Here is a 25,165-nt window from a genome sequence, read left to right as displayed (position 1 = left end):
GCTGCACTTGGCGGCGCCCTTCACTGAAATCTTAGGAGAATTCGCATGACCAGCAACAACCCGCAAACTCGTGAATGGCAAACCCTGAGCAACGATCACCACTTGGCCCCGTTCAGCGACTTCAAGCAGCTGAAAGAGAAGGGCCCGCGGATCATCACCAACGCCAAGGGCGTTTACCTCTGGGACAGCGAAGGCAACAAGATCCTCGACGGCATGGCCGGCCTGTGGTGCGTAGCGATCGGCTACGGTCGCGATGAACTGGCCGATGCTGCCAGCAAACAGATGCGCGAACTGCCTTACTACAACCTGTTCTTCCAGACCGCTCACCCGCCGGTGCTGGAACTGGCCAAGGCCATCGCCGACATCGCGCCAGAAGGCATGAACCACGTGTTCTTCACCGGTTCCGGTTCCGAAGGCAACGACACCATGCTGCGGATGGTCCGCCACTATTGGGCGATCAAGGGCCAGCCGAAGAAGAAAGTCATCATCAGCCGCAAGAATGGCTATCACGGTTCCACCGTGGCGGGTGCGAGCCTGGGTGGCATGACCTACATGCACGAACAAGGCGACTTGCCGATCCCGGGCATCGTCCACATCGCCCAGCCGTACTGGTTCGCTGAAGGCGGCGACATGACACCGGAAGAGTTCGGTGTGTGGGCGGCCAATCAGCTGGAAGAGAAGATTCTGGAAATCGGCGTGGACAACGTTGGTGCCTTTATTGCCGAGCCGATCCAGGGCGCCGGCGGCGTGATTATTCCGCCAGACACCTACTGGCCGCGCATCAAGGAAATCCTCGCCAAGTACGACATCCTGTTCGTGGCGGACGAAGTGATCTGTGGTTTCGGCCGCACCGGTGAGTGGTTCGGTACCGATTTCTACGACCTCAAACCCGACATGATGACCATCGCCAAAGGCCTGACCTCCGGCTACATCCCGATGGGTGGCCTGATCGTGCGTGACGAAGTGGTCGCAGTGCTCAACGAAGGTGGCGATTTCAACCACGGCTTCACCTATTCCGGGCACCCGGTGGCCGCTGCGGTGGCACTGGAAAACATCCGTATCCTGCGCGAAGAAAAGATTATCGAGCGCGTTCATGCGGAAACGGCACCCTATTTGCAGAAGCGTCTGCGGGAACTGAACGATCACCCGTTGGTGGGGGAAGTGCGCGGGGTGGGTCTGTTGGGGGCCATTGAACTGGTTCAGGACAAGGCGACTCGCAAGCGTTACGAAGGTAAGGGTGTCGGCATGATCTGCCGCACGTTCTGCTTCGACAACGGCCTGATCATGCGCGCCGTGGGGGACACCATGATCATTGCTCCGCCACTGGTGATCACCAAGGCTGAAATCGATGAACTGGTGACGAAGGCACGCAAGTGTCTGGACCTGACCCTGAGTGCGTTGCAGGGCTAAGTGCTAGGCTCTGGGCGGGGCTCATGAAACTTTCGCTCAGAGCAGTTCTAAAGGGTGGCCTTTCCTTGAAAGACCGCCCCGGATCTTGCCAGACTAGCCGCGGTTCCAGTTGTCCGGGTTCGGCCACTGAACAAAGTGGTTCTAAAAAGAAAAATTTGGAGCATTACGAATGAAGGCATTAGGAAAAAAGCTTGCTGGCAAGACTCTCCTCGCCATGTCCCTGATGGGCATGATGGCGGGTGCGGTACAGGCGGACGACAAGGTGTTGCACGTCTATAACTGGTCCGACTACATCGCACCGGACACCATCAAGAAGTTCGAAACCGAGTCGGGCATCAAAGTTGTCTACGACGTATTCGACAGTAACGAAACCCTGGAAGCCAAGTTGCTGGCAGGCAAGTCCGGCTACGACATCGTCGTACCGTCGAACAACTTCCTGGCCAAGCAGATCAAGGCTGGCGTTTACCAGAAGCTGGACAAATCCAAGCTGCCTAACTGGAAGAACCTGAACCCTGACCTGCTTAAAGCGGTGTCGGTGAGCGACCCGGGCAACGAACACGCGTTCCCGTACATGTGGGGTTCGATTGGTATTGGCTTCAATGCCGAGAAGGTCAAGGCTGCACTGGGTGCCGATGCACCAACCAATTCCTGGGACCTGCTGTTCAAACCTGAAAACGCCGCGAAGTTGAAGTCGTGCGGTATCAGTTTCCTCGATTCGCCAACCGAGATGATTCCGGTGGCGTTGCACTACCTGGGCTATCCAACCGACAGCCAGGACAAAAAACAACTGGCCGAAGCCGAAGCACTGTTCCTGAAGATTCGTCCTTCGGTGGGTTACTTCCACTCGTCCAAGTACATCTCCGACCTGGCTAACGGCAACATCTGCGTCGCCGTGGGTTACTCGGGTGATATCTACCAGGCCAAGTCCCGCGCGGCTGAAGCCGGTGACAAGGTGAAAGTCAGCTACAACATTCCGAAAGAAGGTGCAGGCAGCTTCTACGACATGGTCGCCATCCCTAAAGATGCCGAAAACGTCGAAGGCGCCTACAAGTTCATGACCTTCCTGCAGAAGCCGGAAATCATGGCTGAAATCACCAACGCCGTACGCTTCCCGAACGGTAACGCGGCCGCCACCCCGTTGGTCGAAAAAGAAATCACCGCTGACCCAGGCATCTACCCGCCAGCGGACGTGCTGGCCAAGCTGTACGCGATCGCCGACTTGCCGGCCGCGACCCAGCGGATCCTGACGCGCAGCTGGACCAAGATCAAATCGGGTAAATAAGTAAAACCCTGTAGCAGCTGCCGAAGGCTGCGTTGAGGTTCGAAGGACCTCCGCTTTTTCAACAGCACAACTGCTCCGCAGTTGAACGCAGCCTGCGGCAGCTGCTACAGATCTTCATAAAGTTTGCTGGAACGGTTTTTCGAGGGTAAGTTGCGCGCCGGTTTTGTTGCTGGGCAGCCATGACTGTCATGTAACGCGGGGCAACTTGGGCCCAACTAATTTTAGAGGACCTCCACTTGCCTATTTTTTCTTTGTTGCGCAATGCCATGCTGGTCGGCGCCGGGCTGACGCTCGCTGTCAGTGTCCAGGCCGCCGGCACCGTGCATATTTATAACTGGTCGGACTACATCGGCGAGACCACCCTGGCCGACTTCCAGAAAGAGACCGGCATCAAGCCGGTCTACGACGTGTTCGACTCCAACGAAACCCTGGAAGGCAAGTTGCTGGCCGGGCGTACCGGTTACGACGTGGTCGTGCCGTCGAACCACTTCCTTGGCAAGCAGATCAAGGCGGGTGCTTTCCAGAAACTCGACAAGTCGAAGCTGCCGAACTATTCCAACCTCGATCCGGTGTTGCTCAAGCGTCTTGAGCAAAACGATCCGGGTAACTTGTACGCCGTGCCGTACCTGTGGGGCACCAACGGCATCGGTTACAACGTCGACAAGATCAAGGCTGTGCTGGGCGTCGACAAGATCGATTCCTGGGACGTGGTATTCGAACCGGAGAACATCAAGAAGCTGCACAGTTGCGGCGTGGCGTTCCTCGATTCCGCCGATGAAATGATGCCGACGGTCCTCAACTATATGGGCCTGAACGCCAACAGCACCAACCCCGAAGATTACAAGAAGGCCGAAGCCAAGTTGCTGGCGGTGCGGCCTTATGTAACTTACTTCCACTCCTCCAAGTACATCGCGGATCTGGCCAACGGCGATATCTGTATCGCGATCGGTTTTTCCGGCGACATGTTCCAGGCCAGAAACCGCGCGGCTGAAGCGAAGAAAGGCGTGAATATCGCCTACACGATTCCCAAAGAGGGCGGTGCGCTGTGGTTCGACATGCTGGCGATTCCGAAGGATTCGACCAACGTCAAAGAAGCCCACGCCTTCATCAACTATTTGTTGAAACCCGAGGTCATCGCACAAGTCAGTGATTCTGTTGGCTACGCGAACCCCAACCCTGGCTCGGACAAATTGATGGACCAGTCCATCCGCACCGACGAGTCGGTTTATCCACCGCAAGCCGTCCTCGACAAGACCTACGTGTCCGTCGAGTTACCACCAAACATTCAACGTTTGATGACCCGTAGCTGGACCAAGGTCAAGTCGGGTAAATAGCGACAAGGCTCAAACTATCCAAGGTTCGCCCACCTCGGGCGTTCTGCAAATTTTGTTGGGAGTTTCGTAAATGGCAGTTGCCTCCGGCGCCTATAAGAAAGCCCTCGAGGGCGACCAGACACCTAAACAGGTGTTGGTCAAAATCGACCGGGTCACGAAGAAGTTCGACGAGACGATTGCCGTGGACGATGTGTCCCTGGAAATCAAGAAAGGCGAGATTTTCGCCCTGCTCGGCGGTTCGGGATCGGGCAAATCCACGTTGCTGCGCATGCTCGCAGGCTTCGAACGGCCCACGGAGGGGCGCATTTTCCTCGATGGCGTAGACATCACCGACATGCCGCCGTACGAGCGGCCGATCAACATGATGTTCCAGTCCTACGCCTTGTTCCCGCACATGACCGTGGCGCAGAACATCGCCTTCGGCCTCAAGCAGGACAAAATCCCTGCCGCTGAAGTCGATGCCCGTGTCGCGGACATGCTCAAGCTGGTTCAGATGACGCAGTTCGCCAAGCGCAAGCCGCATCAGTTGTCCGGTGGCCAGCGTCAGCGTGTGGCCCTGGCTCGATCCCTGGCAAAGCGGCCGAAACTGCTGTTGCTCGACGAACCGATGGGTGCGCTGGACAAGAAGCTGCGTTCGCAAATGCAGCTGGAGCTGGTCGAGATCATCGAGCGCGTCGGCGTAACCTGCGTCATGGTGACCCACGACCAGGAAGAGGCCATGACCATGGCCGAGCGCATCGCGATCATGCACTTGGGCTGGATCGCTCAGATCGGCAGCCCGATCGATATCTACGAAACCCCGACCAGCCGCCTGGTCTGCGAGTTCATCGGCAACGTCAACATCTTCGACGGTGAAGTGATCGACGACGCCGAAGGCCACGCGACCATCACCTGCAAGGACCTGGACCGCCAGATCTACGTCGGCCACGGCATCAGCACCTCGGTGCAGGACAAATCCGTGACCTACGCGATCCGTCCGGAAAAACTGCTGGTGACGCCGATCCAGCCAACGTGCGAATACAACTGGTCCAGCGGCAAGGTGCACGACATCGCCTACCTCGGCGGTCACTCGGTGTTCTACGTCGAACTGCCGAGCGGCAAGATCGTCCAGTCTTTCGTGGCTAACGCCGAACGTCGTGGCCAGCGCCCAACCTGGGGTGACCAGGTTTACGTGTACTGGGAAGACGACAGCGGCGTGGTACTTCGCTCATGAACATGCGCAAGTTAAAACGCCGCCTCAATCGAATAATTCCCGGTGGCCGCCAACTGGTCATCGGGGTTCCGTTCATCTGGCTGTTCCTGTTCTTCATGTTGCCGTTCTTCATCGTCCTGAAGATCAGCTTCGCCGAAGCCGACGTGGCCATTCCGCCGTACACCGAGATCTACAGCTTCATCGACCAGAAGCTCCAGGTGCTGTTGAACCTGGGCAACTACGCGATGCTGGCCGGGGACGAGTTGTACATCGCCGCCTACCTCGGCTCGCTGAAGATGGCGTTGATCAGCACCATTCTCTGTTTGCTGATCGGCTACCCGATGGCCTACGCCATTGCCAGTGCCCGTAAAGAGATGCAAACGGTGCTGGTGCTGCTGATCATGATGCCGACCTGGACCGCGATCCTGATCCGCGTTTATGCGTGGATGGGCATCCTCAGCAACAACGGTCTGCTCAATGGTTTCCTGATGACCATGGGCTGGATCGACGAGCCGCTGCAAATCCTCAACACCAACCTGGCCGTTTATATCGGCGTGGTTTATTCGTACCTGCCGTTCATGATCCTGCCGCTCTACGCCAACCTGGTGAAGCACGACAACAGTCTGCTGGAAGCCGCATCGGACTTGGGTTCGAGCACCTTCAACAGCTTCTGGAAGATCACCATTCCGCTGTCCAAGAACGGCATAGTCGCCGGTTGCATGCTGGTGTTCATTCCGGTCGTGGGTGAGTTCGTGATCCCGGAACTGCTTGGCGGTCCGGAAACCCTGATGATCGGTAAAGTGCTGTGGCAAGAGTTCTTCAACAACCGTGACTGGCCGGTGGCGTCTGCCCTGGCGGTGGTGATGCTGTTGATCCTGATTGTGCCGATCATCCTGTTCAACCGCAGTCAGGCCAAGGAAATGGAGGGTAAAGAATGAAGCGCTTCCGTTTCTCGAGTTTCATGCTGATCGCGGGATTGCTGTTCATCTACGCGCCGATGCTGATCCTGGTGATCTACTCGTTCAACGCCTCGAAACTGGTGACGGTGTGGGGCGGCTGGTCGATCAAGTGGTATGTCGGGTTGATGGACAACACGCAACTGATGGGCTCGGTGGTGCGCTCGCTGGAAATCGCCTGCTACACGGCGGTGGCGGCGGTGGCACTGGGTACGTTGGCGGCGTTCGTCCTGACCCGTATCACCCACTTCAAGGGTCGTACGCTGTTCGGTGGCCTGGTCACCGCGCCGCTGGTGATGCCCGAAGTGATCACCGGTCTGTCGCTGTTGCTGCTGTTCGTGGCGATGGCGCAGATGATCGGTTGGCCACAGGAACGCGGCATCGTCACCATCTGGATCGCCCACACGACGTTCTGTGCGGCGTATGTGGCGGTGGTGGTGTCGGCGCGCTTGCGTGAGCTGGACCTGTCCATCGAAGAAGCGGCCATGGATCTCGGAGCCAAGCCGTGGAAGGTGTTCTTCCTGATCACCATCCCGATGATCGCACCATCGCTGGGGGCGGGCGGCATGATGTCCTTCGCCCTGTCGCTGGATGACCTGGTGTTGGCAAGCTTCGTGTCGGGGCCGGGTTCCACGACCCTGCCGATGGAAGTGTTCTCGGCGGTGCGTCTGGGGGTTAAACCCGAGATCAACGCCGTGGCCAGCCTGATTCTGCTGGCGGTATCGCTGATGACCTTCCTGGTCTGGTTCTTCAGCCGTCGTGCCGAAGAAGCGCGCAAGCGTGCGATCCAGCAAGCGATCGAAGAAAGCGCTGCCGACTCCTGGAAACAACCGGACGTGCGTCGCGCGCAGGCGCCAGAAGCGGCTTGAGCCTGATGGGTTGACCACAAATCTGTGGTCAACCTAGCACCCTGTGGGAGCGAGCTTGCTCGCGATAGCGGATTTACATTCAACATCAATGTTGACTGTGATGACGCCATCGCGAGCAAGCTCGCTCCCACAGGTTTTTTGGTGGTCAGGAAATCCAAGGGGATTTGCGGATGATCTCGACGAAGTTCATCGGCTTGAACCCCGGCTCGCTGTCCACCAATACATCCGCGTTCACTGTGCCGAACGTGGTGTCCGGTTTGTGCTTGAAGCCATTGGCGAACGCACACAGGATGCATTCCTTGAACCCCTCTCCCCGTGGATGCGCATGCACCACCGCTTCTCGTTGCACCGTGGAAAACGCGGCGTAGTCGATGCCCAGCACATCCATTTCCACACCCGCCGTGACCAGCGCGACGTTAGGCCGCAAGTGCTGCACCACATTCGGCGTGGTGTGCAGGGCAATCGACAACCACACTTGCTCGATATCGTCATCACTCAGGCCGTAAGGCTTGAGGAACGCTTTGGCGGCATTGGCGCTATCGACTTCAAAGCGTTCATTGTCGCTGCGATGACCTTCCACCAGACCGAGGTCATGGAACATCGCGCCGACGTACAACAGCTCCGGATCATAGGCCAACTGCTTGCGCTCACCGCTCAGGGCGCCGAACAGAAACACCCGGCGCGAGTGGTGGAAAAGCAGGTCGGATTCGGCGTCGCGAATGTATTCAGTGGTGGCCCGGGCCAACGCGCTGTCGGGGATTTTGATACCGGCGATGTTGCTGCTCATGGTGCTTTCCTCGTGGGGAACGCCGTGGTGGCGCTGATGGAACAAGTCTGTTCCCGCCTCCCCAACCGGACAATCGATCCATGGCTGTGATCCCGGCCAATGAGCATGCATATCGCGCCAACCTCGCTTGTTGCGCCCGGATTGGCTAAGTTTGAATCCGGGTTGCACGCATGCCCTGTAGCAGCTGCCGAGCCTGCGAGGCTGCGTTCGGCTGCGAAGCAGTCGTAAAATCAGGCACTGCGTTCTTTCAGGGGAATCGCGTGCGCAGGGTTTACGACTGCTTCGCAGCCGAACGCAGCCTCGCGGGCTCGGCAGCTGCTATGTATGGACTCGCCCCCACTGTCTACCCGCTTTTGAAAAACCGCCGCCCCGTTGCATCTATGTATTAGGCCTATTCGAGGAAGCCGTCTTCGGCTTCTGGCCAAAATTGGAAGAGCTCGTGGTATGCCGATTACAGTCAGGCCTCGAAGGCCAGTAGCAGCTAAGGCATCAATCCACGCCGGTCTTACCTGGGGTCAATGTTTTTCAGCAAAGGGTCGGACAGTTGGTACCTCGGTGGCAGAACTCTGTCGCTCAGTGGCTCATCGTCGCTTGCTGGCCATCACCCGCCTGGCGACGATAAGTCTGGTCATTCTGTAGAAGCACCCAGACGATTCGCAGGTTGCGGTTGGCTAGCCTGATCGCAGCCTCCTTACGACCCAGCCGGCTCATCCAGCGCAACAAGCGGCGGTCATCGGGTTGCTGGGAATCAGGTCGTAGTTGTTGCAGTACCGCATGGGCTCCCTGGATCATCAGGCTGCGTAAATAAACATCGCCTCGCTTGGTCATGTCCCCCAGCCGGACCGTCTGCCCGCTGCTGTGCTGGTCAGGCACCATGCCAAAGTACGCGGCAAACTTGCGGGCATTGGGAAATCGCTCAGGCTTGGTTTCCTTGGCCACCAGTGCCGTGGCAGTGACTGGGCCGATGCCGCGCACAGTCATCAGTCGCTTCGCCGTCATGTCGGCGTTGGCGGCCACTTCCAGGCGCCCCGTCAGCACGCTGATGCGTTCGCCCAAATGGTGCCACTCGGCCAACAGTTCGTCGATCAGTTCACGCAGCAGGCCCGGCACCGGCTGGGTGGCATCTTCCAGTACCCGCGGAATTTTCTGGCTGATCGCAACATCGCCCTGCGCCAAGGCCACGCCATGCTCGAGCAGCAGGCCGCGCATCTGATTGCTCACCGCCGTGCGTCGACGCACATAGCCTTGGCGGGCGCGATGCAACGCCTGCATTGCCAGCGCCGCAACGCTTTTGACCGGCACTGCGTAGATCTTTTCATCGCGACCAGCGCGCAGAATCGCCAGCGCATCGTTGCGATCATTTTTAGGCCCGCTACGATGTGTGGCCACCAAACGGGCTGGAAGAATCCGCGCCAGATTGCCTTGGTCTTGCAGCTGCCGGGCCCAGGCTTGAGCACCCGGACCGGTCTCCATCAGAACCACGACATGAGGCGGCAACTGGCGTAGAAACTCATAAAACGCCTCGCGCGACTTGATCCGTTGCTCGTAGTGCACTTGGCCGAGGACGTCTTCACCGGCGACCTGAAAGACCTGCTTGGCCAGATCGACCGCCACGGTTGTGCAGGCCGACAAATCGGAAGAAGACAGGGATTGATCAATCGAAGTATGCTTTTTCATGGACTCGCCCTCGCTGTCGTTGGCTGTTTAGACTGCCATCGTGGCGCATTGACGCCTCGGCTTGGGCGAGTCCATCCAATTACAGGTCGTGTGAGGCTCACAATTGAGGCGATTCCTGCCATGAGTAAAACCGTTGCCATCGTGGTGTTCGCAGGCGTCCAGTCGCTGGACGTCACCGGTCCCATGGATGTGTTTTCCGAAGCCAACCGTTTCCTCGAACCGCACGATCATTACCGGTTGGAGGTGATCGGTGTCGAGCGCGGGGTGATGCCGTGCTCCAACGGTTTGTCACTCAATGCCCATCGGCATTTCAGCGAAGCGCTGGACGCTTATGACTTGCTGCTGGTAGCCGGCGGGCCGCAGTTGCCGTTCCTGGATTTTGGCGCGGTGTTCGATGCCTGGTTGCGTGATGCCTGCGCGCGGGCGCAGCGGTTTGGCTCGATCTGCAACGGCGCATTCATTCTGGCCCGGGCCGGATTGCTCGAAGGGCGGACAGTTACCACCCACTGGGGCGATGCAGCGGCGCTGGCCACGTTGTGCCCCTCGACTCAGGTTGAGGCCGATCGTCTCTACGTTCAGGACGGCGAGCTCTTCACCTCGGCCGGGGTCACGGCGGGGATCGATTTGTCGCTGTACTTGCTGGCGCAGGACCACGGGCCGGAAGTGGCCTTGAGCGTGGCCAAGCGCCTGGTGGTGTTCACCCAGCGCTCGGGCGGGCAATCGCAGTTCAGCCCGTTCCTCACGCCCCACGCCGAACCGACGTCGGCGGTGGCGCTGGTGCAGCTCTACGTCCTGGCCAACCTCACCGGCGACTTGACCATTGCCGATCTGGCGAACGCCGCCAACATGAGCGCACGCAACTTTTCCCGGGTGTTCGCCAAGGAAGCGAAAATCACCCCGGCGGAATTCGTCGAGCGGGCGAGGGTGGATGCGGCGCGGGTGCTGCTGGAAAGTACCCATTCGCCGTTCAAGACGGTGGCGTATCAGTGCGGATTTCGCGATGCCCAGCATATGCGCACGGTGTTCAACCGCAGGCTGGGGGTGACGCCGCAGCAGTTCAGGCTGAATTTTGCGGCGATGGTTTAGCGGACATTTGTGTTGCCTGTCAGGGCCTCTTCGCGGGCAAGCCCGCTCCCACAGGTTTTGTGTTGAACACAGAATTGTGGCTTCACACCAATAACTGTGGGAGCGGGCTTGCCCGCGATGGCGTCAGCCCGGGCAACCAAAATCTACGGCGCTGCCCGCGCCGGCAAGAACTTCAACGTACTGCGCGTATTGGCCGTGACTTCTTCGTCATTGAAATGCGCCTCGTAGTAAATCCCTTCGACATACGCTTCAGCCTGGTCGTCGTAGTGGCTGTCGAACGGCACGCCGCTCTGGCCGACCGGGTTGATGGTCAGGCTGTGGGCCGGGTCGGCGAAGTCGATCAGCCGCCGCGTCGACGGGCCATAAGTCACAGGCCACGGTGCCGGGCCGATTTTGGCCGAGAGGTTGTTCGGCACCTCATGGGTGCCAGGCGCCGCGAACGGCCCGACGTTGAAGATCCGGTCCAGCGGTTTCTGCATGCCCAATGGATGACCGTGGGTCAGGGTGTGCGCCTTGCCCCACTGCCATAGCGCGAAGTCGGCGCCCAGGGTGGTCTTGAGATGGGCGATACTCGCTTGCCAGGCCACCTTCACCGTGTCGGCGCGGGTTTCCTTGCCGAGGGTGTTGCGGTTATCCCACCACGGCGAGTCGGCGGTCGCGGCCAGGCGTGGTAGCGCCGCGTCGATCACACGGGTCGAGAGCAGGGTCTCGAAAAAATCATTGCCCAACTCGTCGTGCATCGTCGCGTCGGCCAGGTTGAACAGGATCTGGTTGAACAGCGTGGCGCTGGTGGAATCCAGCGGGTAATCGCCTTTCCATTGCGCCAGTTGCTCCACCAGTTTGAGCTCGGCGGGATCGCTCACCACTTCACGCAGGACCGGCAACAGCGGCGCCAACAGACGCGGGCCGTAGTCGGTGGTGGTGCCCAGTTGCAGCTTCTGGTTGGCGTCGTTGTCCCATTTCACGTTCTTGTCGCTGAGCTGGCGATTGAGTTGCTGGCCACGATCGGCGAGGTTGTAGTAGCCGGGAATCTCCATGCCGGTCGGCGACACAGGCTGGAAGTTGGCCGAGACGATGTAGCCACGCGCCGGGTTCTCTTCCTGCGGGTTGGCGCTGAACGGGTAGAAACCTTCCTTGTCCGCCTGATTGGTGCTGCCGTCGAGGATGAAGCCGGGTTTCACTCCGGCGGCGCGTTTAGGTAGCAGCGCCGAGGCCCACCAGCCGATGTCACCCTTGGCGTTGGCGTAAACGATATTCAACCCCGGCGCCTGAACCTTGGCCGCTGCGGCACGGGCCTTGGCTAACGTGTCAGCGCGGTTGAGCTGGTAGAAACCGTCGAGGATCGGATTCGGCGTTTCAAGGAACGCCCACCACATGGCCACCGGCGTCTTGCCGGCGGCGGTGCCGAGTGCATCGTTGATGATCGGGCCGTGGGGCGACTGACGCAGCGTCAGGGTGACCGGCGCCTGCCCCTTCACAGCGATCTGTTGCTCGGTGTTGACCATGTCGACCCATTTGCCGCGATACCAGACCTGGTTCGGGTTGTCCGGGTTGACCTTCTCGGCGATCAGGTCGAGGTCGTCGTTCTGGAACATCGTCAGGCTCCAGCCGAAATCCAGGTTGTGGCCAAGAAAGGCAAACGGCACCAGTGCCTGATGATGGCCGTAAAGTTCGAAGCCCGGCGCCGACAGTTGCGCCTCGTACCACACCGACGGCACCGAGAAGCGAATGTGCGGGTCACCGGCCAGCAGCGGTTTGGTGCTTTTGCTGCGGTTGCCGGAAATCACCCAGGCGTTGCTGCCTTCGAATTGCGGTAAGCCGTTGTCGGCCAACGCTTGTTCGCTCAGGCGGGCGAGGGCGTTCAGGTCTTTCCAGTCAGCGGCGGCGAGGGCGGGGCCGGGTGTTGAACGGGATTTGGCCAACACGCCTTTGGGCTGCCAGTCGAGTTCGAAAATGTTCAGGTATTCGGCGCCCAGCTGGTCGCGCACAAACGTCAGTAGCGGTTCAGTGCGAAACGCGGCGGCAAAACTGTAAGCCATGTATCCGGCGACGCTGATGGTGTCTTCGGCGGTGAAAGGGCGCTTGTGGATGCCCAGCACGTCAAACTCCATGGGCGCCGCGTGAGTGTCCTGATATTGATTGATGCCATCCAGATAGGCTTCCAGCGCCTTCCACGCCGGTGACTGACGATCCAGCGTGGCCACGTAACTGTCGGCGCGTTCGCGGATGCGCAGGCTGCGGAACAGCTTGTCGGTGTCGACCAGTTTCGGGCCGAGGACTTCTGCCAGCTCACCCCGGGCGAGGCGGCGCATGGCTTCCATCTGGAACAAGCGGTCTTGGGCTTGCACGTAGCCGAGGGTGCGGTAGAGGTCGGTTTCGTTCTCGGCGCGGATGTGCGGTACGCCGCGCTCGTCGTAACGCACGGTCACCGAACCTTGTAGGTGCTGCAACTCCACCTGGCCCTGGCGCGTCGGCTGCTTGATGTACACGTACCCGCCGACCCCGATGACGAGCGTGACGATCAGCAATACCAGTACGGTCAGGACGCGTTTCATGGTGACTCCTTGTTCTTCGGGATTGCCGCCCGTGCGGGCTGCAAACATGTAGCACAGACCTTCTGTGCCGGGCATCGCGGTCCTGGAAAAGTCAGGTTTGCCTTACTTCACTTCCTCCGGCCAAGGGCAGTAGCAGCCGACCGCCAGCGTATGGGTGGCGCCCACCGCGCGACCTTCGCTCAATGCTTGCAGGATGGGCTCGATAAAGCTGTTGTTCGAATTGCAGGTCAGGCCTTCGCTGTACGGACCGAAATACGCCAGTTTGCCGCTGCGATCCCAGATCGCCACCGCCGGGCTGGCAGGGATCTGTTCTGAGCCGGGGAGAACGGTGATGGTTTTCAGGCTGCTCAAGGTGCTGGGCAACTGGCCGTGGCTACCGGGTTTTTGCACCGCGTAAAACTCCACGCCCTGCGGTACATAGTGCTCGACCAATTCGGTCAGGTGTTGTTGGTTACCGACATTGCACGGGCAGGCCGGGTCCCAGAAATGCACCAGGCGAATGGCGCCGGGGCCGGCCAGTTCGTCGGGCAAGCGCAACGGATCGCCGGAAAATAGCGCGGTGTGCGAACTGAACGCGCGCAGGTAGCGCCCCTGAAACCAGTCATAGGCCGCCCACAAGACGCCGGCACACACGAGGGCGAGCAGGCTGGCAAGCAGTGTGGTGCGGTAGGCCGGACGCATGGGTTTCAATCCTCGAAGGTCGGCTAGCTTGCCATGCTTGCCGCGACAGATGAATATCGCAGGCCCATAAAGTCTGTTTAGCGCTCTGGATTAGCCCATGTCTGCCACTTTCGACCCCGATCATTTGCGCGCCAGCCTGCGGCCACTGGCCGAGTGGCAGCCGCTTTCGGTGGAGGCGCTGGCCTATCAGCGGTTTTACGGGCTGGATTTTCCGGGGCGAACCCAGCGCAGCGGGTTGGGGCGGTTCGAGGTCGATGGCTATGAAGTGGTCAGCCAGGTCTGGTGGCCCGAGCAGGCGAAGGCCACGCTGTTTCTGTTCCACGGCTTCTACGACCACACCGGGCTTTACCGGCATGTGATCGAGTGGGCGCTGGATCAGGGCTTTGCGGTGATTGGCTGCGACTTGCCGGGGCATGGTCTGTCCAGCGGTGAACGGGCGAGCATCAAGGATTTCGCCGAGTATCAGCACACGCTGGAAGGGTTGTTTACCGAGGCGCAGTCGCTGGACCTTCCGCAGCCGTGGCACCTGTGCGGGCAAAGTACCGGCGGAGCGATCGTGATCGATCATGTACTCAACCAGGGCACGAACAGTCCGGCGCAAGGCCAGGTGATTCTGTTGTCACCATTGGTTCGGCCGCGTGCCTGGGGTTGGTCGCAGCTTAGTTATTACCTGCTCAAGCCCTTCGTCAAAGCCATCGCCCGGCGCTTCAGCGAGAACTCCAACGACCCTGACTTCTTGCCGTTCCTGCAAGCCGATCCGTTGCAACCGCTGCGACTGCCAACGGCCTGGGTTGGCGCGTTGGCGCGGTGGATCAAGCGAATCGAGGCGGCGCCGAACAGCCCGCGGCGACCGCTGATTGTGCAGGGGCAGTCGGACATGACGGTGGATTGGGAGCATAACCTTGAGGTGTTGAAGGCCAAGTTTGATCGGCCGCAGGTGCTGATGCTGCCTGAGGCGCGGCATCATTTGGCGAATGAGACGGTGGAGATGCGAGATGAGTATTTCGGGTTTTTGACGAAGCGAATTAAAGGCCGGAATCTTTAGTGACCGTTAAGGCCCCATCGCGGGCAAGCCCGCTCCCACATGAATTACGTCGATCACAAAACCTGTGGGAGCGAGCTTGCTCGCGATAGCGGTCTTTCATGCACTGCAGATTACTGGTTGAGGTTCGAGGTGCTTTGCCCCACCGCCAACCCTGCCCGAATCGCTGCCAGCGCCGCCTGGTAATACGCCTTGCCCTCGGTGGACTCGGCAAACGTGGCGAACTCTTCCAGTTCTTCATCCGACAAGTCGCGATAGACATACAGCAGCGTGTTGTTCAGGTCGTTGCCGATCTGGTCCATCAAGCGCTGGCGTTGGCCGTTCAACATGCCCTGCGCCTGCCCGCCACCGAGCAAACCGGGGATCATCGAACTCAGGCTGTCAGCTGCGACGCCGGCAATCGCCAGGCTGACTTCCGCGCCGGCCTCGCGAGCGGGCAGGGCCTGGGCCAGATGACCGATGATCAGCATGCGGCTGTCGCTGGCTTGAATCTTGGGTAAACCCTTGGCGTTTTTCGCCAACTGATCGCGTCGGGTCGCCAGCAGTTCGGCGGCGACGATTTTCTTGCCAAGGGGCGATTGAAAGAAGGTCAGTGCGGGTTTCGGATCGCTGAGGCTTTTGCGCAGTTGCGCTTCGGCACGCTGGTCCACGGCCTGGGGGGCGAAACGTTGATTGCTGTTGTTCACCAAAGCTTGGAACACCGCGGGTGGCAGGCTGTTCTGGTAGCGCTGCTGGGCGGCTGAGAGGGCGTCGTTAAAATGCGCGCGCTGATCTGGCCAACCGGCGACCTTGTATAACTGGTCGTGGCCGTCTGCCCAAGCGGGCAAAACACAGAGCATCAGCAGTGAAAAAAGCAAACGGCGCATAGGGACTCCTGTCAGCAGGCGACTATTCTCCGTGCGGCTTCCGTACTTGTCGAGAATTCGTATCAGTAATCCGACAAATCCTCCGCTGCGCGGCTCTGTCGGATTTGCAGGCACAGGAATACTATGCGCGCCATGCAAATATCCTTTGATCACCCGCTGCTGTTACGTATCGTCGACGACCTGGCCGAGCGCGGCTGGTCGCAGCAGAATATTTTCCTGCCTCTGGGTCTGACCCGCGAACTGGCAGCTGAGTGCCGTAAACGTGCAGCCGAGGGCGAATTGGCCCCGGCGGCCGTGGGGCGCGGGCCGACGTCGGAGATTCGCGAGGGGATTCGCGGCGACCACATTCAGTGGATCGAACCGGGTCAGGCCCAAGCATGTGACCGTTATCTGAGCTTGATGGACAGCCTGCGCGAGGCAATGAATCGCGGGTTGTATCTGGGCCTGGAAGATTTCGAAAGCCATTTCGCGCTGTACCCGCCCGGTGCGTTTTACCTCAAGCATGTCGATCGTTTTCGTGATGATGACCGGCGCATGGTATCGGCGGTGATCTACCTCAATGACGCCTGGCTGCCCGAACACGGTGGCCAGTTGCGCATGTACCTGGATGAAGGCGTCGAACACGACGTGGTGCCCACCGGCGGATGCCTGGTGGTGTTCCTGTCGGGCGAGGTGCCCCACGAAGTCCTGCCCGCGACCCGGGATCGCCTGTCGTTGACGGGCTGGTTCCGGCGTCGTGGTAACGAGCCGTTCTGATCATGCAGAAAATTCTGGTAAGCCGCTGTCTGCTGGGCCACCGCGTGCGTTACGACGGCGGGGCGAGCGGGCCGTTCGATCAGCTTCAACAGTGGATCGACGAAGGTCGGGTGGTGCCGTTGTGCCCGGAAGTGGCCGGTGGTTTGCCGACACCCAGGCCCGCGGCGGAAATTCCGGGTGGGCAGGGTGGGGAAGTGCTGGATGGGCGCGCCTCTGTAATGACTACCGAGGGCGAGGATGTCAGCGCCGAGTTTCTTTCGGGGGCTTATCAGGCGCTGGAACTGGTGCGAGAGCATGGCATCCGCATTGCGGTGCTCAAGGCCAACAGCCCGTCGTGCGGGAATCTGCTGACGTATGACGGGAGCTTCAGCGGCGTGAAGGTGAGTGGCGAGGGTGTGACTGCGGCGTTGCTCAAGCGTCACGGTGTCCAGGTTTTCAGTGAGCTGGAGTTGGCCGAAGCTTCGGCAGCCTTGGCTGCACAGGACTAAGAACAACTCAAAACACTGTGGGAGCGGGCTTGCCCGCGATGGCGGTGTGTCAGCCGACACCTTTGTCGGATGTAACTCAGTCATCGCGGGCAAGCCCGCTCCCACAAGTTTCTCTTTCACTTCAGCTCATCAGTGGGTTTCGGCGCCACACTCGTATCCGCCCCAAACCACTTCTGCTCCAGCGCCTCCAGTCGCCCATCCGCCTTGATCCGCTGCAACGCATTCTCCAGGCTGGCGTGAAATGCCGGGTTGCCCTTCTGAAACGGAATCGCCAGGTCCACCGCCGGGGCGGCTTTCGGCTTTTCTTCCGTCAGCGACTGCACCAGAAGGATTGACCGTGGCTCTTCTTCTTTCTGCGCGATCAATTGCGCATTGGTGTGAATGTAAGGCTCGGTGAAGTCGAAACGATCCTTCAGTTCCGGGGTCATTGCTATGTGGTTGATGGCGATGTCGTACTTGCCGGTTTCAACACCGGGCAACAGATCGCTGGAATCGGTGACGACAAAGTCGGCCCGCACATCCAGTTCGTTGGCCAGCAGTTGGCCCAATTCGACTTCGAAGCCGGTGAGTTTGCCGTCGTCCTTGAAATTGAAAGGCGGTGTATTAGCCTCAAGAGCAATGCGCAATTCGCCACGATCGAAGACATCGTCAATCAGTTCGGCATGAGCCAAAGGGCTCAAAAGGGGTAGCAGGCAGATCAGGCCAGGCAAAAAGCGCATGGTCACTCCTTTGAATTCATTATCGCGACGCTCAGTTCAGGCTCGCTTTGCTATGGTTGTCGAGATCCTTCGACAACGAATGGCCGTGAAGTTGTCTCGGCCACGCGGATTTTACGGAAAAACTGGAGAAGAGAATGAAAACGTTTATGTCACGAGCTGCATTGGCTGGCCTATTGATGGGCGTTTCGGTGCTGGCCAGTGCTGCAACGCCGGCCCCTAAAGGCGCCGAAGTGTCCATCGTTTCTCCTGAAGATGGTGCTACTGTCCCGCAAACTTTCAAGATTAAATTCGCTGTTGAGAACGTTGCGTTGGCGCCAGCGGGCGATACCACCAGGAATACTGGCCACCACCATTTGCTGGTCGATGCCAAGGAGGTAGTGGCAGCAGGGGCAGTCATCCCGGCAGATGCCAATCACGTTCATTTTGGCAAGGCGCAGACAGAAACCGAGCTGACGCTGACACCTGGCAAGCACACCTTGCAGTTGGAGTTGGGCGACATGAGCCATAAGGCCTTCGATCCACCCATCGTCTCCGAGAAGATCACCGTCAACGTTAAATGACAGTGTAGCGCCCATGAAAAAAGGAGCCCCGAGGGGCTCCTTTTTTTGTCGCTCAAGTCGCTATCAGAACAACACGCGGCAACGAATGGTGCCGTTGATGTGCTGCAGCTTCTCTTGGGCAATTTCCGAGTAATCGGCGTCGACGTCGATCACCACGTAGCCGACTTTCTCGTTGGTCTGCAGGAACTGACCGGAGATGTTGATGCCGTTTTCGGCGAAGACCTTGTTGATCTCGCTCATCACACCCGGAATGTTCTCGTGGATGTGCAGCAGACGGTGCTTGCCAGGGTGAGCCGGCAGAGCCACTTCCGGGAAGTTCACCGACGATACCGAGGTACCGTTGTCGCTGTACTTGACCAGTTTCTCTGCCACTTCCAGACCGATGTTGGCTTGCGCTTCAGCGGTGGAACCACCGATGTGCGGGGTCAGGATCACGTTGTCCAGGCCACGCAGCGGGCTTTCGAACTCTTCGTCGTTGGAGCGTGGCTCCACCGGGAACACGTCGATGGCCGCGCCGATCAGGTGCTTGTCCTTGATCGCGTCTGCCAGGGCTTGCAGTTCAACGACCGTGCCGCGAGCCGCGTTGATCAGGATGCCGCCCTTCTTGATGGCGCGGATTTCCTTCTCGCCGATCATCCACTGGGTCGCAGCGGTTTCCGGAACGTGCAGGGTGACGATGTCGGACATGCCCAGCAGCTCGGTCAGGTTGCCGACCTGAGTGGCGTTGCCCAATGGCAGCTTGGTCACAGTGTCGTAGAAGTACACCTGCATACCCAGGCCTTCAGCCAGGACCGACAGTTGAGTACCGATCGAGCCGTAACCGACGATGCCCAGCTTCTTGCCGCGGATCTCGAAGGAGTTGGCTGCGCTCTTGATCCAGCCGCCACGGTGGCAGGAAGCGTTTTTCTCAGGAATGCCGCGCAGCAACAGGATCGCTTCGGCCAGCACCAGCTCGGCAACGGAGCGAGTGTTGGAGTACGGAGCGTTGAACACCGCGATACCGCGTTCGCGAGCCGCGTTCAGGTCAACCTGGTTGGTGCCGATGCAGAAACAGCCGACAGCGACCAGTTTCTTCGCCTGATCGAAGATCTCTTCGGTCAGTTGAGTGCGGGAGCGAATGCCGATGAAGTGCGCATCAGCGATCTTTTCCTTCAGCTGGGCTTCCGGCAGAGAACCTGTGAGGTACTCGATGCTGGTGTAGCCCGCCGACTTGAGAACGTCGACAGCCGATTGGTGGACGCCTTCGAGAAGAAGGAACTTGATCTTGCTCTTATCGAGAGAAGTCTTGCTCATCTGCGTAAACCTGTATCCCGGAGAAAAATGGCAGGAAATAGCCAGCAGACGCTGACCCGGACGGCAACAATGCCGTCTCCGCAGAATAGCCGTTGGGCACTACCCTGCGGGGTCGGTATGCTAGCATACGCACCCCGCTAAACACTCATTCCTGCGACGTGAAGCGTTCTCAGGATGACCATGAATTGTTCGAGAGTTCTGTCGATGACCAATCCTGCCCTGATTGATGAGCTGAAGACCCTGGTTGAGCCTGGCAAGGTGCTGACCGACGCCGACTCCCTGAATGCTTACGGCAAGGATTGGACCAAGCATTTCGCCCCGGCCCCGACGGCCATCGTGTTTCCCAAGACCACCGAGCAGGTCCAGGCCATTGTGCGTTGGGCCAACGAGCACAAGGTGGCGCTGGTGCCGTCCGGCGGTCGCACCGGGCTGTCTGCTGCTGCCGTGGCGGCCAATGGTGAAGTGGTCGTGTCGTTCGACTACATGAACCAGATTCTCGACGTGAACCTGACTGACCGCACGGCTGTGTGCCAGCCGGGCGTGGTGACCGAGCATTTGCAGAACGTCGCCGAAGAAAAGGGCCTGTACTACCCGGTGGACTTCGCTTCGGCAGGTTCGAGCCAGATTGGCGGCAACATCGGCACCAATGCCGGCGGGATCAAGGTGATTCGCTACGGCATGACCCGCAATTGGGTGGCCGGCATGAAAGTCGTCACCGGCAAGGGCGACCTGCTGGAACTGAACCGCGACCTGATCAAGAACGCCACCGGCTACGACCTGCGTCAGCTGTTTATCGGCGCTGAAGGCACCCTCGGTTTTGTGGTCGAAGCGACCATGCGTCTGGACCGCGCACCGAAAAACCTCACCGCGATGGTCCTCGGCACCACCGATTTCGACTCGATCATGCCGGTACTGCATGCGTTCCAGAGCAAACTCGACCTGACCGCCTTCGAATTCTTCTCCGACAAGGCCCTGGCGAAAGTCATGGCTCGCGGCGATGTCCCGGCGCCTTTCGAAACGGATTGCCCGTTCTACGCGCTGCTGGAATTCGAAGCGACCACTGAAGAAGTGGCCAACCACGCCCTGGAAACCTTCGAGCACTGCGTCGAGCAGGGCTGGGTGCTGGACGGCGTGATGAGCCAGAGCGAAACCCAGTTGCAGAACCTGTGGAAACTGCGCGAATACATCTCCGAAACCATTTCCCACTGGACGCCGTACAAGAACGACATTTCGGTCACTGTGTCGAAAGTCCCGGCGTTCCTGAAGGAAATCGACGCGATCGTCGGCGAACACTACCCGGACTTCGAAATCGTCTGGTTCGGCCACATCGGCGACGGCAATCTGCACTTGAACATCCTCAAGCCGGAAAACCTGAGCAAGGACGAGTTCTTCGCCAAGTGCGCGACCGTCAATAAGTGGGTGTTCGAAACCGTCGAGAAGTACAACGGCTCGATTTCCGCCGAACACGGCGTGGGCATGACCAAGCGTGATTACTTGACCTACAGCCGCTCGCCGGTTGAGATCGAGTACATGAAAGCCGTCAAAGCGGTGTTCGACCCGAACGGCATCATGAACCCGGGCAAGATCTTCGCTGTTTGATTTTCGAATTCAAGAGCTACGAACCAGGAGTCGGTCCATGAGCTATCAGCACCAGTATGTCGACGGTACGCGTATTCACTTCCCGTTGGGGAAGGTGGTGTGCATCGGCCGCAACTACGCCGAACACGCCAAGGAACTGGACAACCCGGTGCCTACAGAGCCGCTGTTGTTCATCAAGCCGGGCAGTTGCGTGGTGCCGCTGGAAGGCAGCTTCAGCATTCCGACCGAGCGTGGCTCGGTGCATTACGAGGCGGAAATCGCGGTGTTGATCGGTAAACCCTTGTCGACCAAGCCGAGCCGTGAAGAAGTGCTGGATGCCATCTCCGGCTTCGCTCCAGCCCTGGACCTGACCCTGCGCGACAAACAGGCCGAGCTGAAATCCAAGGGCTTGCCGTGGGAAATCGCCAAGTCTTTCGACGGTGCGGCGGTGATTGCGCCGTTCGTGGCCGGCAGCACCTTTGCCGACCTGACCGACATCGGTATTCGCCTGACCATCAATGGCGAAGTGCGCCAGGATGGCAACAGCAGCGCCATGCTCAACCCGATCGTGCCGATGATCCAGCACATGGCCGGCTGCTTCTCGCTGCAGGCCGGTGACGTGATCCTGACCGGCACGCCGGTGGGCGTTGGTCCGTTGAATGTCGGTGATGAGATCGTGCTGGAGCTGCCGGGCGCGAGCAGTTTCAACACTTCCGTCCGCTAGTCCAAGCCAAATGATCGTTCCCACGCTCTGCGTGGGAATGCATCCCGTGACGCTCCGCGTCACATCCCGAAGCGGACGCGGAGCGTCCAGGGCGGCATTCCCACGCAGAGCGTGGGAACGATCACTGTGTAGGGCAATCCCGCCATTTCCCGTTTTTTTCACATCTTGTCTGGATAATTCCGCGGATTCTGGCGTCTGAGCCGGTCCCAATTGTGCTATTACCCATAGCCTGAATTTCTGGAACGCTTCCTGAATGGCCACCCGACCGCTACCCACTGTCAAAACTGCCCGCCGCTCGCGCTTTGTCATGCGTTGGTATTCCTGGCTTTTGCTGGTGGCTGCCGCCGCTTATGGCCTCGCCTTTGCGATGCATTGGGATGATCGCGGTGTGCTCTGGCTGCATGAGCGTTTTGAAAGCCCGGCCGAGCGTCAGGAAAGTATCTGGCTGCCGGATTACCGCGCGGTGATCGACGCCAAGCTGCTGCCGGGCATGGAGAAGGACGAAGCATCGGACCTGGCCTACGACCCGCAAACCAAAACCCTGTTTTCGGTCATGGGCAAAAACCCGTTCCTCGTTGAGCTGACCTTGCAGGGCGACGTCTTGCGCAAGATGCCGCTGGTGGGCTGGAGCAACCCGGAAGGCGTGACCGTGATGGGCAACGGCCTGCTGGCCATCGTCGATGAGCGTGAGCACATGCTCTCCATCGTCAAGGTCGATGCCGAGACTCGCGAACTGAACCGCGATAACTTCCCAAAATACGACCTCGGCCCTTCGAAAGACCAGAACAAGGCCTTCGAAGCCATCGCCTATGACCCGCGCAACCAGCAACTGCTGCTGGGTGAGGAGCGCCCGCCGGCGCTGTTCAGCTGGAAAAGCGACGGCAGTCAGATCCTCAAGGGTGACAAGCAGAAACTCGCCAATGACGAACTGGACATCCGCAACCTGTCGGGGCTGGCCATCGATCCGCGCACTGGCCACACCCTTGTGCTGTCTGCCGATTCCCACTTGCTGCTGGAGTTGGATGAGAAGGGCGAGCAGGTCAGCTTCATGACCTTGCTGGGCGGCTTCAACGGCCTGAAGAAGACCATTCCGCGTGCCGAAGGCGTGACCATGGACGATGCAGGCAACCTGTACATGGTGAGTGAGCCGAACCTGTTTTACCGTTTCGAAAAGCAGAAATAGGCGCCCCGAATCCAGCAGTTGTGGTCCAAGGCAACTGGCCATTAAGCTTGAATTCATACAGGCGTGATATTTCATCCGCCTGTTTCTGTTTCCGAGCTCGCCTGAATGCGCCGACTTGTCCGTCCCAAACCCCTCATTCTGATCCTGACAGTGATTGCACTGACCGCACTGGTTGCGGTCGGCCAATACATGCGTCTGTTCGAGCGCGCCTGGTTCAACCTGAACACCCTCTGGCAACCGCTCAGCAGCGAGTCCATCGGTCTGGATCAATACCGGGTGGAGATCGAAGCCCGGGTCATCGACGGACTGAACGACGATGTGTCGGCGCTGACCTTCGATCCGGTGCGCAAAAGCCTGTTCACCGTCACCAATAAAAACGCCGAGCTGATCGAGCTGTCGCTGGACGGGCGGATCATTCGACGCATTTCGCTGGTTGGCTTCGGTGATCCGGAGGCGGTGGAGTTCATCAGCGCCGACACTTATGTGATCACCGACGAACGCGAGCAACGGCTGATCAAGATTCATCTGGAGAAGGACACCACGTTCCTCGATGCGGCGGATGCCGAGCAGATGACCCTCGGCGTGCACATGAGCGGCAACAAGGGTTTCGAAGGATTGGCCTACGATTCGGTGGGCAAGCGTCTGTTTGTCGCCAAGGAGCGCGACCCGATGCTGATCTACGAAGTGCAGGGCTTCCCACATTACAACCCGGAGAAATCCTACGCGGTGCACGTGGTCAACAACCCCAAGCGCGATGCCGGGATGTTTGTGCGGGACCTGTCGAGCCTGCAATACGACGAGCGCAGCGGTCATTTGCTGGCACTGTCCGACGAGTCGCGGCTGATTCTGGAACTGGATGTGGACGGGCGACCGCTGAGTACCATGTCATTGAGCAAAGGTCGTCAGGGGTTGCAGAAGACCGTGCCGCAAGCGGAAGGCATCGCCATGGATGACGACGGCACCATGTACCTGGTGAGCGAGCCGAACCTGTTCTACGTCTTCAAAAAACCACCGCAACCCTAATCAACACCCCAACCTCCTGTAGGAGCCGGCTTGCTGGCGATAGCGGTTTAACAGCCAACATGGATGTTGAATGTTAAGTCCTCATCGCCAGCAAGCCGGCTCCTACAAGGGGTGGCGTATTTCTTACTGAGCGCGCAGGGTTTTCACGCCTTCACTAGTACCCAACAACAGCAAATCCGCCGGACGCGCCGCGAACAAGCCATTGGTGACCACGCCGACAATCGCGTTGATCTGCGTCTCCAGCTCAACCGGGTTGGTGATCTGCATGTTGAACACGTCGAGGATGATGTTGCCGTTGTCGGTCAGCACGCCTTCACGGTAAACCGGGTCGCCGCCCAGCTTCACCAGCTCGCGGGCCACGTGGCTGCGGGCCATCGGGATCACTTCGACCGGCAGCGGGAACGCACCAAGTACCGGCACCAGTTTGCTGCCATCGGCGATGCAGATGAAGGTCTTGGCCACGGCCGCGACAATCTTCTCGCGGGTCAGGGCCGCGCCGCCGCCCTTGATCAGGTTCAGGTGCGCGTCGCTTTCATCGGCGCCATCGACGTAGAACTCCAGGTCGCTGACGGTGTTCAGCTCATACACCGGAATGCCATGGCCCTTGAGGCGGGCGGCGGTGGCTTCGGAACTGGCGACCGCGCCATCGAACGCGCCTTTGTGCTTGGCCAGCGCGTCGATGAAGCAGTTGGCGGTGGAGCCGGTGCCGACCCCGACGATGCTCTTGTCGTCGAGTTTCGGGAGGATGAAGTCGACGGCGGCCTGAGCCACTGCCTGTTTGAGTTGATCCTGGGTCATGCGGGCTCCGAGGTGCCGAAGGAGGGAACGAAAGGCCGGCATTATAGGCTTCGGGGCGGGGAAGGTCATTGCCCGATTGGCAGGTTGCTTTTGTGGCGAGGGAGCTTGCTCCCGCTCGGCTGCGCAGCAGTCGCAAAACCTGTTTGCACTGTATGTCCGAAAGAATGCAGGGGACCGCTTCGCGCTCCAGCGGGAGCAAGCTCCCTCGCCACAAGGGTTCGATGGTGTCTAAAACCACCTGTTTAGTGTGGTCGCCCGCCCGAAAGCCGGGTTAGACTCCTTGACCCTGCCCAACCCGCTCAGTGA

23 protein-coding genes are annotated in these 25,165 nt (G+C 59.4%); 15 read left to right on the top strand and 8 right to left on the bottom strand.

Annotated elements, in window-relative coordinates; all coding sequences use genetic code 11:
- Positions 1 to 45 precede the first annotated feature (45 nt).
- From ACYZT8_RS28390 to ACYZT8_RS28365, 6 genes are all read left to right on the top strand, one after another.
- Positions 46 to 1,410 carry an aspartate aminotransferase family protein gene (locus ACYZT8_RS28390; protein ID WP_461977654.1) on the top strand — a complete coding sequence of 455 codons (1,365 nt, stop codon included), beginning with the start codon at positions 46 to 48 and terminating at the stop codon, positions 1,408 to 1,410.
- 169 nt (positions 1,411 to 1,579) lie between these two features.
- Entirely contained in the window at positions 1,580 to 2,692 is a 1,113-nt protein-coding gene (locus ACYZT8_RS28385) for a polyamine ABC transporter substrate-binding protein (protein WP_131061048.1), read from the top strand.
- A 236-nt stretch (positions 2,693 to 2,928) separates the two neighbouring features.
- A complete protein-coding gene (locus tag ACYZT8_RS28380) occupies positions 2,929 to 4,026 on the top strand; it encodes a polyamine ABC transporter substrate-binding protein (protein ID WP_461977652.1) in 1,098 nt (365 codons plus the stop codon).
- Positions 4,027 to 4,096: 70 nt separating this feature from the next.
- A complete protein-coding gene (locus ACYZT8_RS28375; protein WP_131061050.1) occupies positions 4,097 to 5,239 on the top strand; it encodes an ABC transporter ATP-binding protein in 1,143 nt (380 codons plus the stop codon).
- 35 nt (positions 5,240 to 5,274) lie between these two features.
- The gene (locus ACYZT8_RS28370) at positions 5,275 to 6,156 is read left to right on the top strand and encodes an ABC transporter permease subunit (protein WP_461982638.1); all 882 of its coding nucleotides are present in this window, start codon (positions 5,275 to 5,277) and stop codon (positions 6,154 to 6,156) included.
- Positions 6,153 to 7,043, top strand: coding sequence for an ABC transporter permease subunit (locus ACYZT8_RS28365; protein ID WP_461977650.1), 891 nt, complete (start codon positions 6,153 to 6,155; stop codon positions 7,041 to 7,043). Before ACYZT8_RS28370 ends, ACYZT8_RS28365 begins: the two co-directional genes overlap by 4 nt.
- Before the next feature lie 145 nt (positions 7,044 to 7,188).
- Here ACYZT8_RS28365 and ACYZT8_RS28360 read toward each other — a convergent pair whose 3' ends face one another.
- Entirely contained in the window at positions 7,189 to 7,830 is a 642-nt protein-coding gene (locus ACYZT8_RS28360) for an HD domain-containing protein (RefSeq protein ID WP_461977648.1), read from the bottom strand.
- 573 nt (positions 7,831 to 8,403) lie between these two features.
- Positions 8,404 to 9,462: an IS110 family RNA-guided transposase gene (locus ACYZT8_RS28355; RefSeq protein ID WP_461982331.1), complete on the bottom strand. Its 1,059-nt coding sequence runs from the start codon at positions 9,460 to 9,462 to the stop codon at positions 8,404 to 8,406.
- 165 nt (positions 9,463 to 9,627) lie between these two features.
- On the opposite strand from ACYZT8_RS28355, the gene ACYZT8_RS28350 reads away from it, so the two are divergent.
- Entirely contained in the window at positions 9,628 to 10,593 is a 966-nt protein-coding gene (locus ACYZT8_RS28350) for a GlxA family transcriptional regulator (RefSeq protein WP_461977646.1), read from the top strand.
- Positions 10,594 to 10,736: 143 nt separating this feature from the next.
- Here ACYZT8_RS28350 and ACYZT8_RS28345 read toward each other — a convergent pair whose 3' ends face one another.
- Positions 10,737 to 13,148 carry a penicillin acylase family protein gene (locus ACYZT8_RS28345; protein ID WP_461977644.1) on the bottom strand — a complete coding sequence of 804 codons (2,412 nt, stop codon included), beginning with the start codon at positions 13,146 to 13,148 and terminating at the stop codon, positions 10,737 to 10,739.
- Between the two features lie 102 nt (positions 13,149 to 13,250).
- Positions 13,251 to 13,829: a DUF6436 domain-containing protein gene (locus ACYZT8_RS28340; protein WP_461956192.1), complete on the bottom strand. Its 579-nt coding sequence runs from the start codon at positions 13,827 to 13,829 to the stop codon at positions 13,251 to 13,253.
- Between the two features lie 97 nt (positions 13,830 to 13,926).
- Between ACYZT8_RS28340 and bipL the strand changes: the two genes are divergently transcribed.
- Positions 13,927 to 14,874 (top strand): phospholipase BipL, encoded by a 948-nt coding sequence (gene bipL / locus ACYZT8_RS28335; protein ID WP_461977642.1) that lies wholly within the window; start codon positions 13,927 to 13,929, stop codon positions 14,872 to 14,874.
- A 110-nt stretch (positions 14,875 to 14,984) separates the two neighbouring features.
- Here the strand turns inward: bipL and ACYZT8_RS28330 are convergent, their stop codons facing one another.
- On the bottom strand, positions 14,985 to 15,737 hold the full coding sequence (locus tag ACYZT8_RS28330; RefSeq protein ID WP_461977640.1) for a DUF2059 domain-containing protein: 753 nt from the start codon (positions 15,735 to 15,737) through the stop codon (positions 14,985 to 14,987).
- 123 nt (positions 15,738 to 15,860) lie between these two features.
- On the opposite strand from ACYZT8_RS28330, the gene ACYZT8_RS28325 reads away from it, so the two are divergent.
- Both ACYZT8_RS28325 and ACYZT8_RS28320 read left to right on the top strand, forming a co-directional pair.
- Complete coding sequence (locus ACYZT8_RS28325) at positions 15,861 to 16,493, top strand: 2OG-Fe(II) oxygenase (RefSeq protein ID WP_461977638.1); 633 nt, start codon at positions 15,861 to 15,863, stop codon at positions 16,491 to 16,493.
- Between the two features lie 2 nt (positions 16,494 to 16,495).
- Entirely contained in the window at positions 16,496 to 16,981 is a 486-nt protein-coding gene (locus ACYZT8_RS28320; protein ID WP_461977636.1) for a 2-thiouracil desulfurase family protein, read from the top strand.
- A 116-nt stretch (positions 16,982 to 17,097) separates the two neighbouring features.
- On the opposite strand, the gene ACYZT8_RS28315 is transcribed toward ACYZT8_RS28320, so the two are convergent.
- Positions 17,098 to 17,700, bottom strand: a complete 603-nt coding sequence (locus tag ACYZT8_RS28315; RefSeq protein ID WP_461977634.1) for a transporter substrate-binding domain-containing protein — start codon at positions 17,698 to 17,700, stop codon at positions 17,098 to 17,100.
- A 134-nt stretch (positions 17,701 to 17,834) separates the two neighbouring features.
- Between ACYZT8_RS28315 and ACYZT8_RS28310 the strand changes: the two genes are divergently transcribed.
- The gene (locus ACYZT8_RS28310) at positions 17,835 to 18,260 is read left to right on the top strand and encodes a DUF4399 domain-containing protein (protein ID WP_461977632.1); all 426 of its coding nucleotides are present in this window, start codon (positions 17,835 to 17,837) and stop codon (positions 18,258 to 18,260) included.
- Positions 18,261 to 18,323: 63 nt separating this feature from the next.
- Here ACYZT8_RS28310 and serA read toward each other — a convergent pair whose 3' ends face one another.
- A complete protein-coding gene (gene serA / locus ACYZT8_RS28305; RefSeq protein ID WP_461977630.1) occupies positions 18,324 to 19,553 on the bottom strand; it encodes a phosphoglycerate dehydrogenase in 1,230 nt (409 codons plus the stop codon).
- Between the two features lie 204 nt (positions 19,554 to 19,757).
- On the opposite strand from serA, the gene ACYZT8_RS28300 reads away from it, so the two are divergent.
- From ACYZT8_RS28300 to ACYZT8_RS28285, 4 genes are all read left to right on the top strand, one after another.
- Entirely contained in the window at positions 19,758 to 21,152 is a 1,395-nt protein-coding gene (locus ACYZT8_RS28300; protein ID WP_461977628.1) for an FAD-binding oxidoreductase, read from the top strand.
- A 37-nt stretch (positions 21,153 to 21,189) separates the two neighbouring features.
- Complete coding sequence (locus ACYZT8_RS28295; protein ID WP_461977626.1) at positions 21,190 to 21,855, top strand: fumarylacetoacetate hydrolase family protein; 666 nt, start codon at positions 21,190 to 21,192, stop codon at positions 21,853 to 21,855.
- Positions 21,856 to 22,108: 253 nt separating this feature from the next.
- Complete coding sequence (locus tag ACYZT8_RS28290) at positions 22,109 to 23,038, top strand: SdiA-regulated domain-containing protein (RefSeq protein ID WP_461977624.1); 930 nt, start codon at positions 22,109 to 22,111, stop codon at positions 23,036 to 23,038.
- A 105-nt stretch (positions 23,039 to 23,143) separates the two neighbouring features.
- A complete protein-coding gene (locus ACYZT8_RS28285) occupies positions 23,144 to 24,061 on the top strand; it encodes an SdiA-regulated domain-containing protein (protein WP_461977622.1) in 918 nt (305 codons plus the stop codon).
- Positions 24,062 to 24,184: 123 nt separating this feature from the next.
- On the opposite strand, the gene rpiA is transcribed toward ACYZT8_RS28285, so the two are convergent.
- On the bottom strand, positions 24,185 to 24,859 hold the full coding sequence (gene rpiA, locus ACYZT8_RS28280; RefSeq protein ID WP_461977620.1) for a ribose-5-phosphate isomerase RpiA: 675 nt from the start codon (positions 24,857 to 24,859) through the stop codon (positions 24,185 to 24,187).
- Positions 24,860 to 25,165 lie beyond the last annotated feature (306 nt).

This window comes from Pseudomonas sp. LB3P93, assembly GCF_054898025.1.
The sequence above is the reverse complement of the archived record's forward strand: the minus strand, read 5'-3'. Positions and strand labels throughout refer to the sequence as shown.

What these genes read in the sequence shown, in the direction of transcription:
- ACYZT8_RS28390 (WP_461977654.1), top strand. Translation starts at nt 46, where the DNA reads ATGACCAGCAACAACCCGCAAACTCGTGAATGGCAAACCCTGAGCAAC.
- ACYZT8_RS28385 (WP_131061048.1), top strand. Translation starts at nt 1,580, where the DNA reads ATGAAGGCATTAGGAAAAAAGCTTGCTGGCAAGACTCTCCTCGCCATG.
- ACYZT8_RS28375 (WP_131061050.1), top strand. Translation starts at nt 4,097, where the DNA reads ATGGCAGTTGCCTCCGGCGCCTATAAGAAAGCCCTCGAGGGCGACCAG.
- ACYZT8_RS28365 (WP_461977650.1), top strand. Translation starts at nt 6,153, where the DNA reads ATGAAGCGCTTCCGTTTCTCGAGTTTCATGCTGATCGCGGGATTGCTG.
- ACYZT8_RS28360 (WP_461977648.1), bottom strand. Translation starts at nt 7,830, where the DNA reads ATGAGCAGCAACATCGCCGGTATCAAAATCCCCGACAGCGCGTTGGCC.
- ACYZT8_RS28350 (WP_461977646.1), top strand. Translation starts at nt 9,628, where the DNA reads ATGAGTAAAACCGTTGCCATCGTGGTGTTCGCAGGCGTCCAGTCGCTG.
- ACYZT8_RS28345 (WP_461977644.1), bottom strand. Translation starts at nt 13,148, where the DNA reads ATGAAACGCGTCCTGACCGTACTGGTATTGCTGATCGTCACGCTCGTC.
- ACYZT8_RS28340 (WP_461956192.1), bottom strand. Translation starts at nt 13,829, where the DNA reads ATGCGTCCGGCCTACCGCACCACACTGCTTGCCAGCCTGCTCGCCCTC.
- bipL (WP_461977642.1), top strand. Translation starts at nt 13,927, where the DNA reads ATGTCTGCCACTTTCGACCCCGATCATTTGCGCGCCAGCCTGCGGCCA.
- ACYZT8_RS28330 (WP_461977640.1), bottom strand. Translation starts at nt 15,737, where the DNA reads ATGCGCCGTTTGCTTTTTTCACTGCTGATGCTCTGTGTTTTGCCCGCT.
- ACYZT8_RS28325 (WP_461977638.1), top strand. Translation starts at nt 15,861, where the DNA reads ATGCGCGCCATGCAAATATCCTTTGATCACCCGCTGCTGTTACGTATC.
- ACYZT8_RS28320 (WP_461977636.1), top strand. Translation starts at nt 16,496, where the DNA reads ATGCAGAAAATTCTGGTAAGCCGCTGTCTGCTGGGCCACCGCGTGCGT.
- ACYZT8_RS28315 (WP_461977634.1), bottom strand. Translation starts at nt 17,700, where the DNA reads ATGCGCTTTTTGCCTGGCCTGATCTGCCTGCTACCCCTTTTGAGCCCT.
- ACYZT8_RS28310 (WP_461977632.1), top strand. Translation starts at nt 17,835, where the DNA reads ATGAAAACGTTTATGTCACGAGCTGCATTGGCTGGCCTATTGATGGGC.
- serA (WP_461977630.1), bottom strand. Translation starts at nt 19,553, where the DNA reads ATGAGCAAGACTTCTCTCGATAAGAGCAAGATCAAGTTCCTTCTTCTC.
- ACYZT8_RS28300 (WP_461977628.1), top strand. Translation starts at nt 19,758, where the DNA reads ATGACCAATCCTGCCCTGATTGATGAGCTGAAGACCCTGGTTGAGCCT.
- ACYZT8_RS28295 (WP_461977626.1), top strand. Translation starts at nt 21,190, where the DNA reads ATGAGCTATCAGCACCAGTATGTCGACGGTACGCGTATTCACTTCCCG.
- ACYZT8_RS28290 (WP_461977624.1), top strand. Translation starts at nt 22,109, where the DNA reads ATGGCCACCCGACCGCTACCCACTGTCAAAACTGCCCGCCGCTCGCGC.
- ACYZT8_RS28285 (WP_461977622.1), top strand. Translation starts at nt 23,144, where the DNA reads ATGCGCCGACTTGTCCGTCCCAAACCCCTCATTCTGATCCTGACAGTG.
- rpiA (WP_461977620.1), bottom strand. Translation starts at nt 24,859, where the DNA reads ATGACCCAGGATCAACTCAAACAGGCAGTGGCTCAGGCCGCCGTCGAC.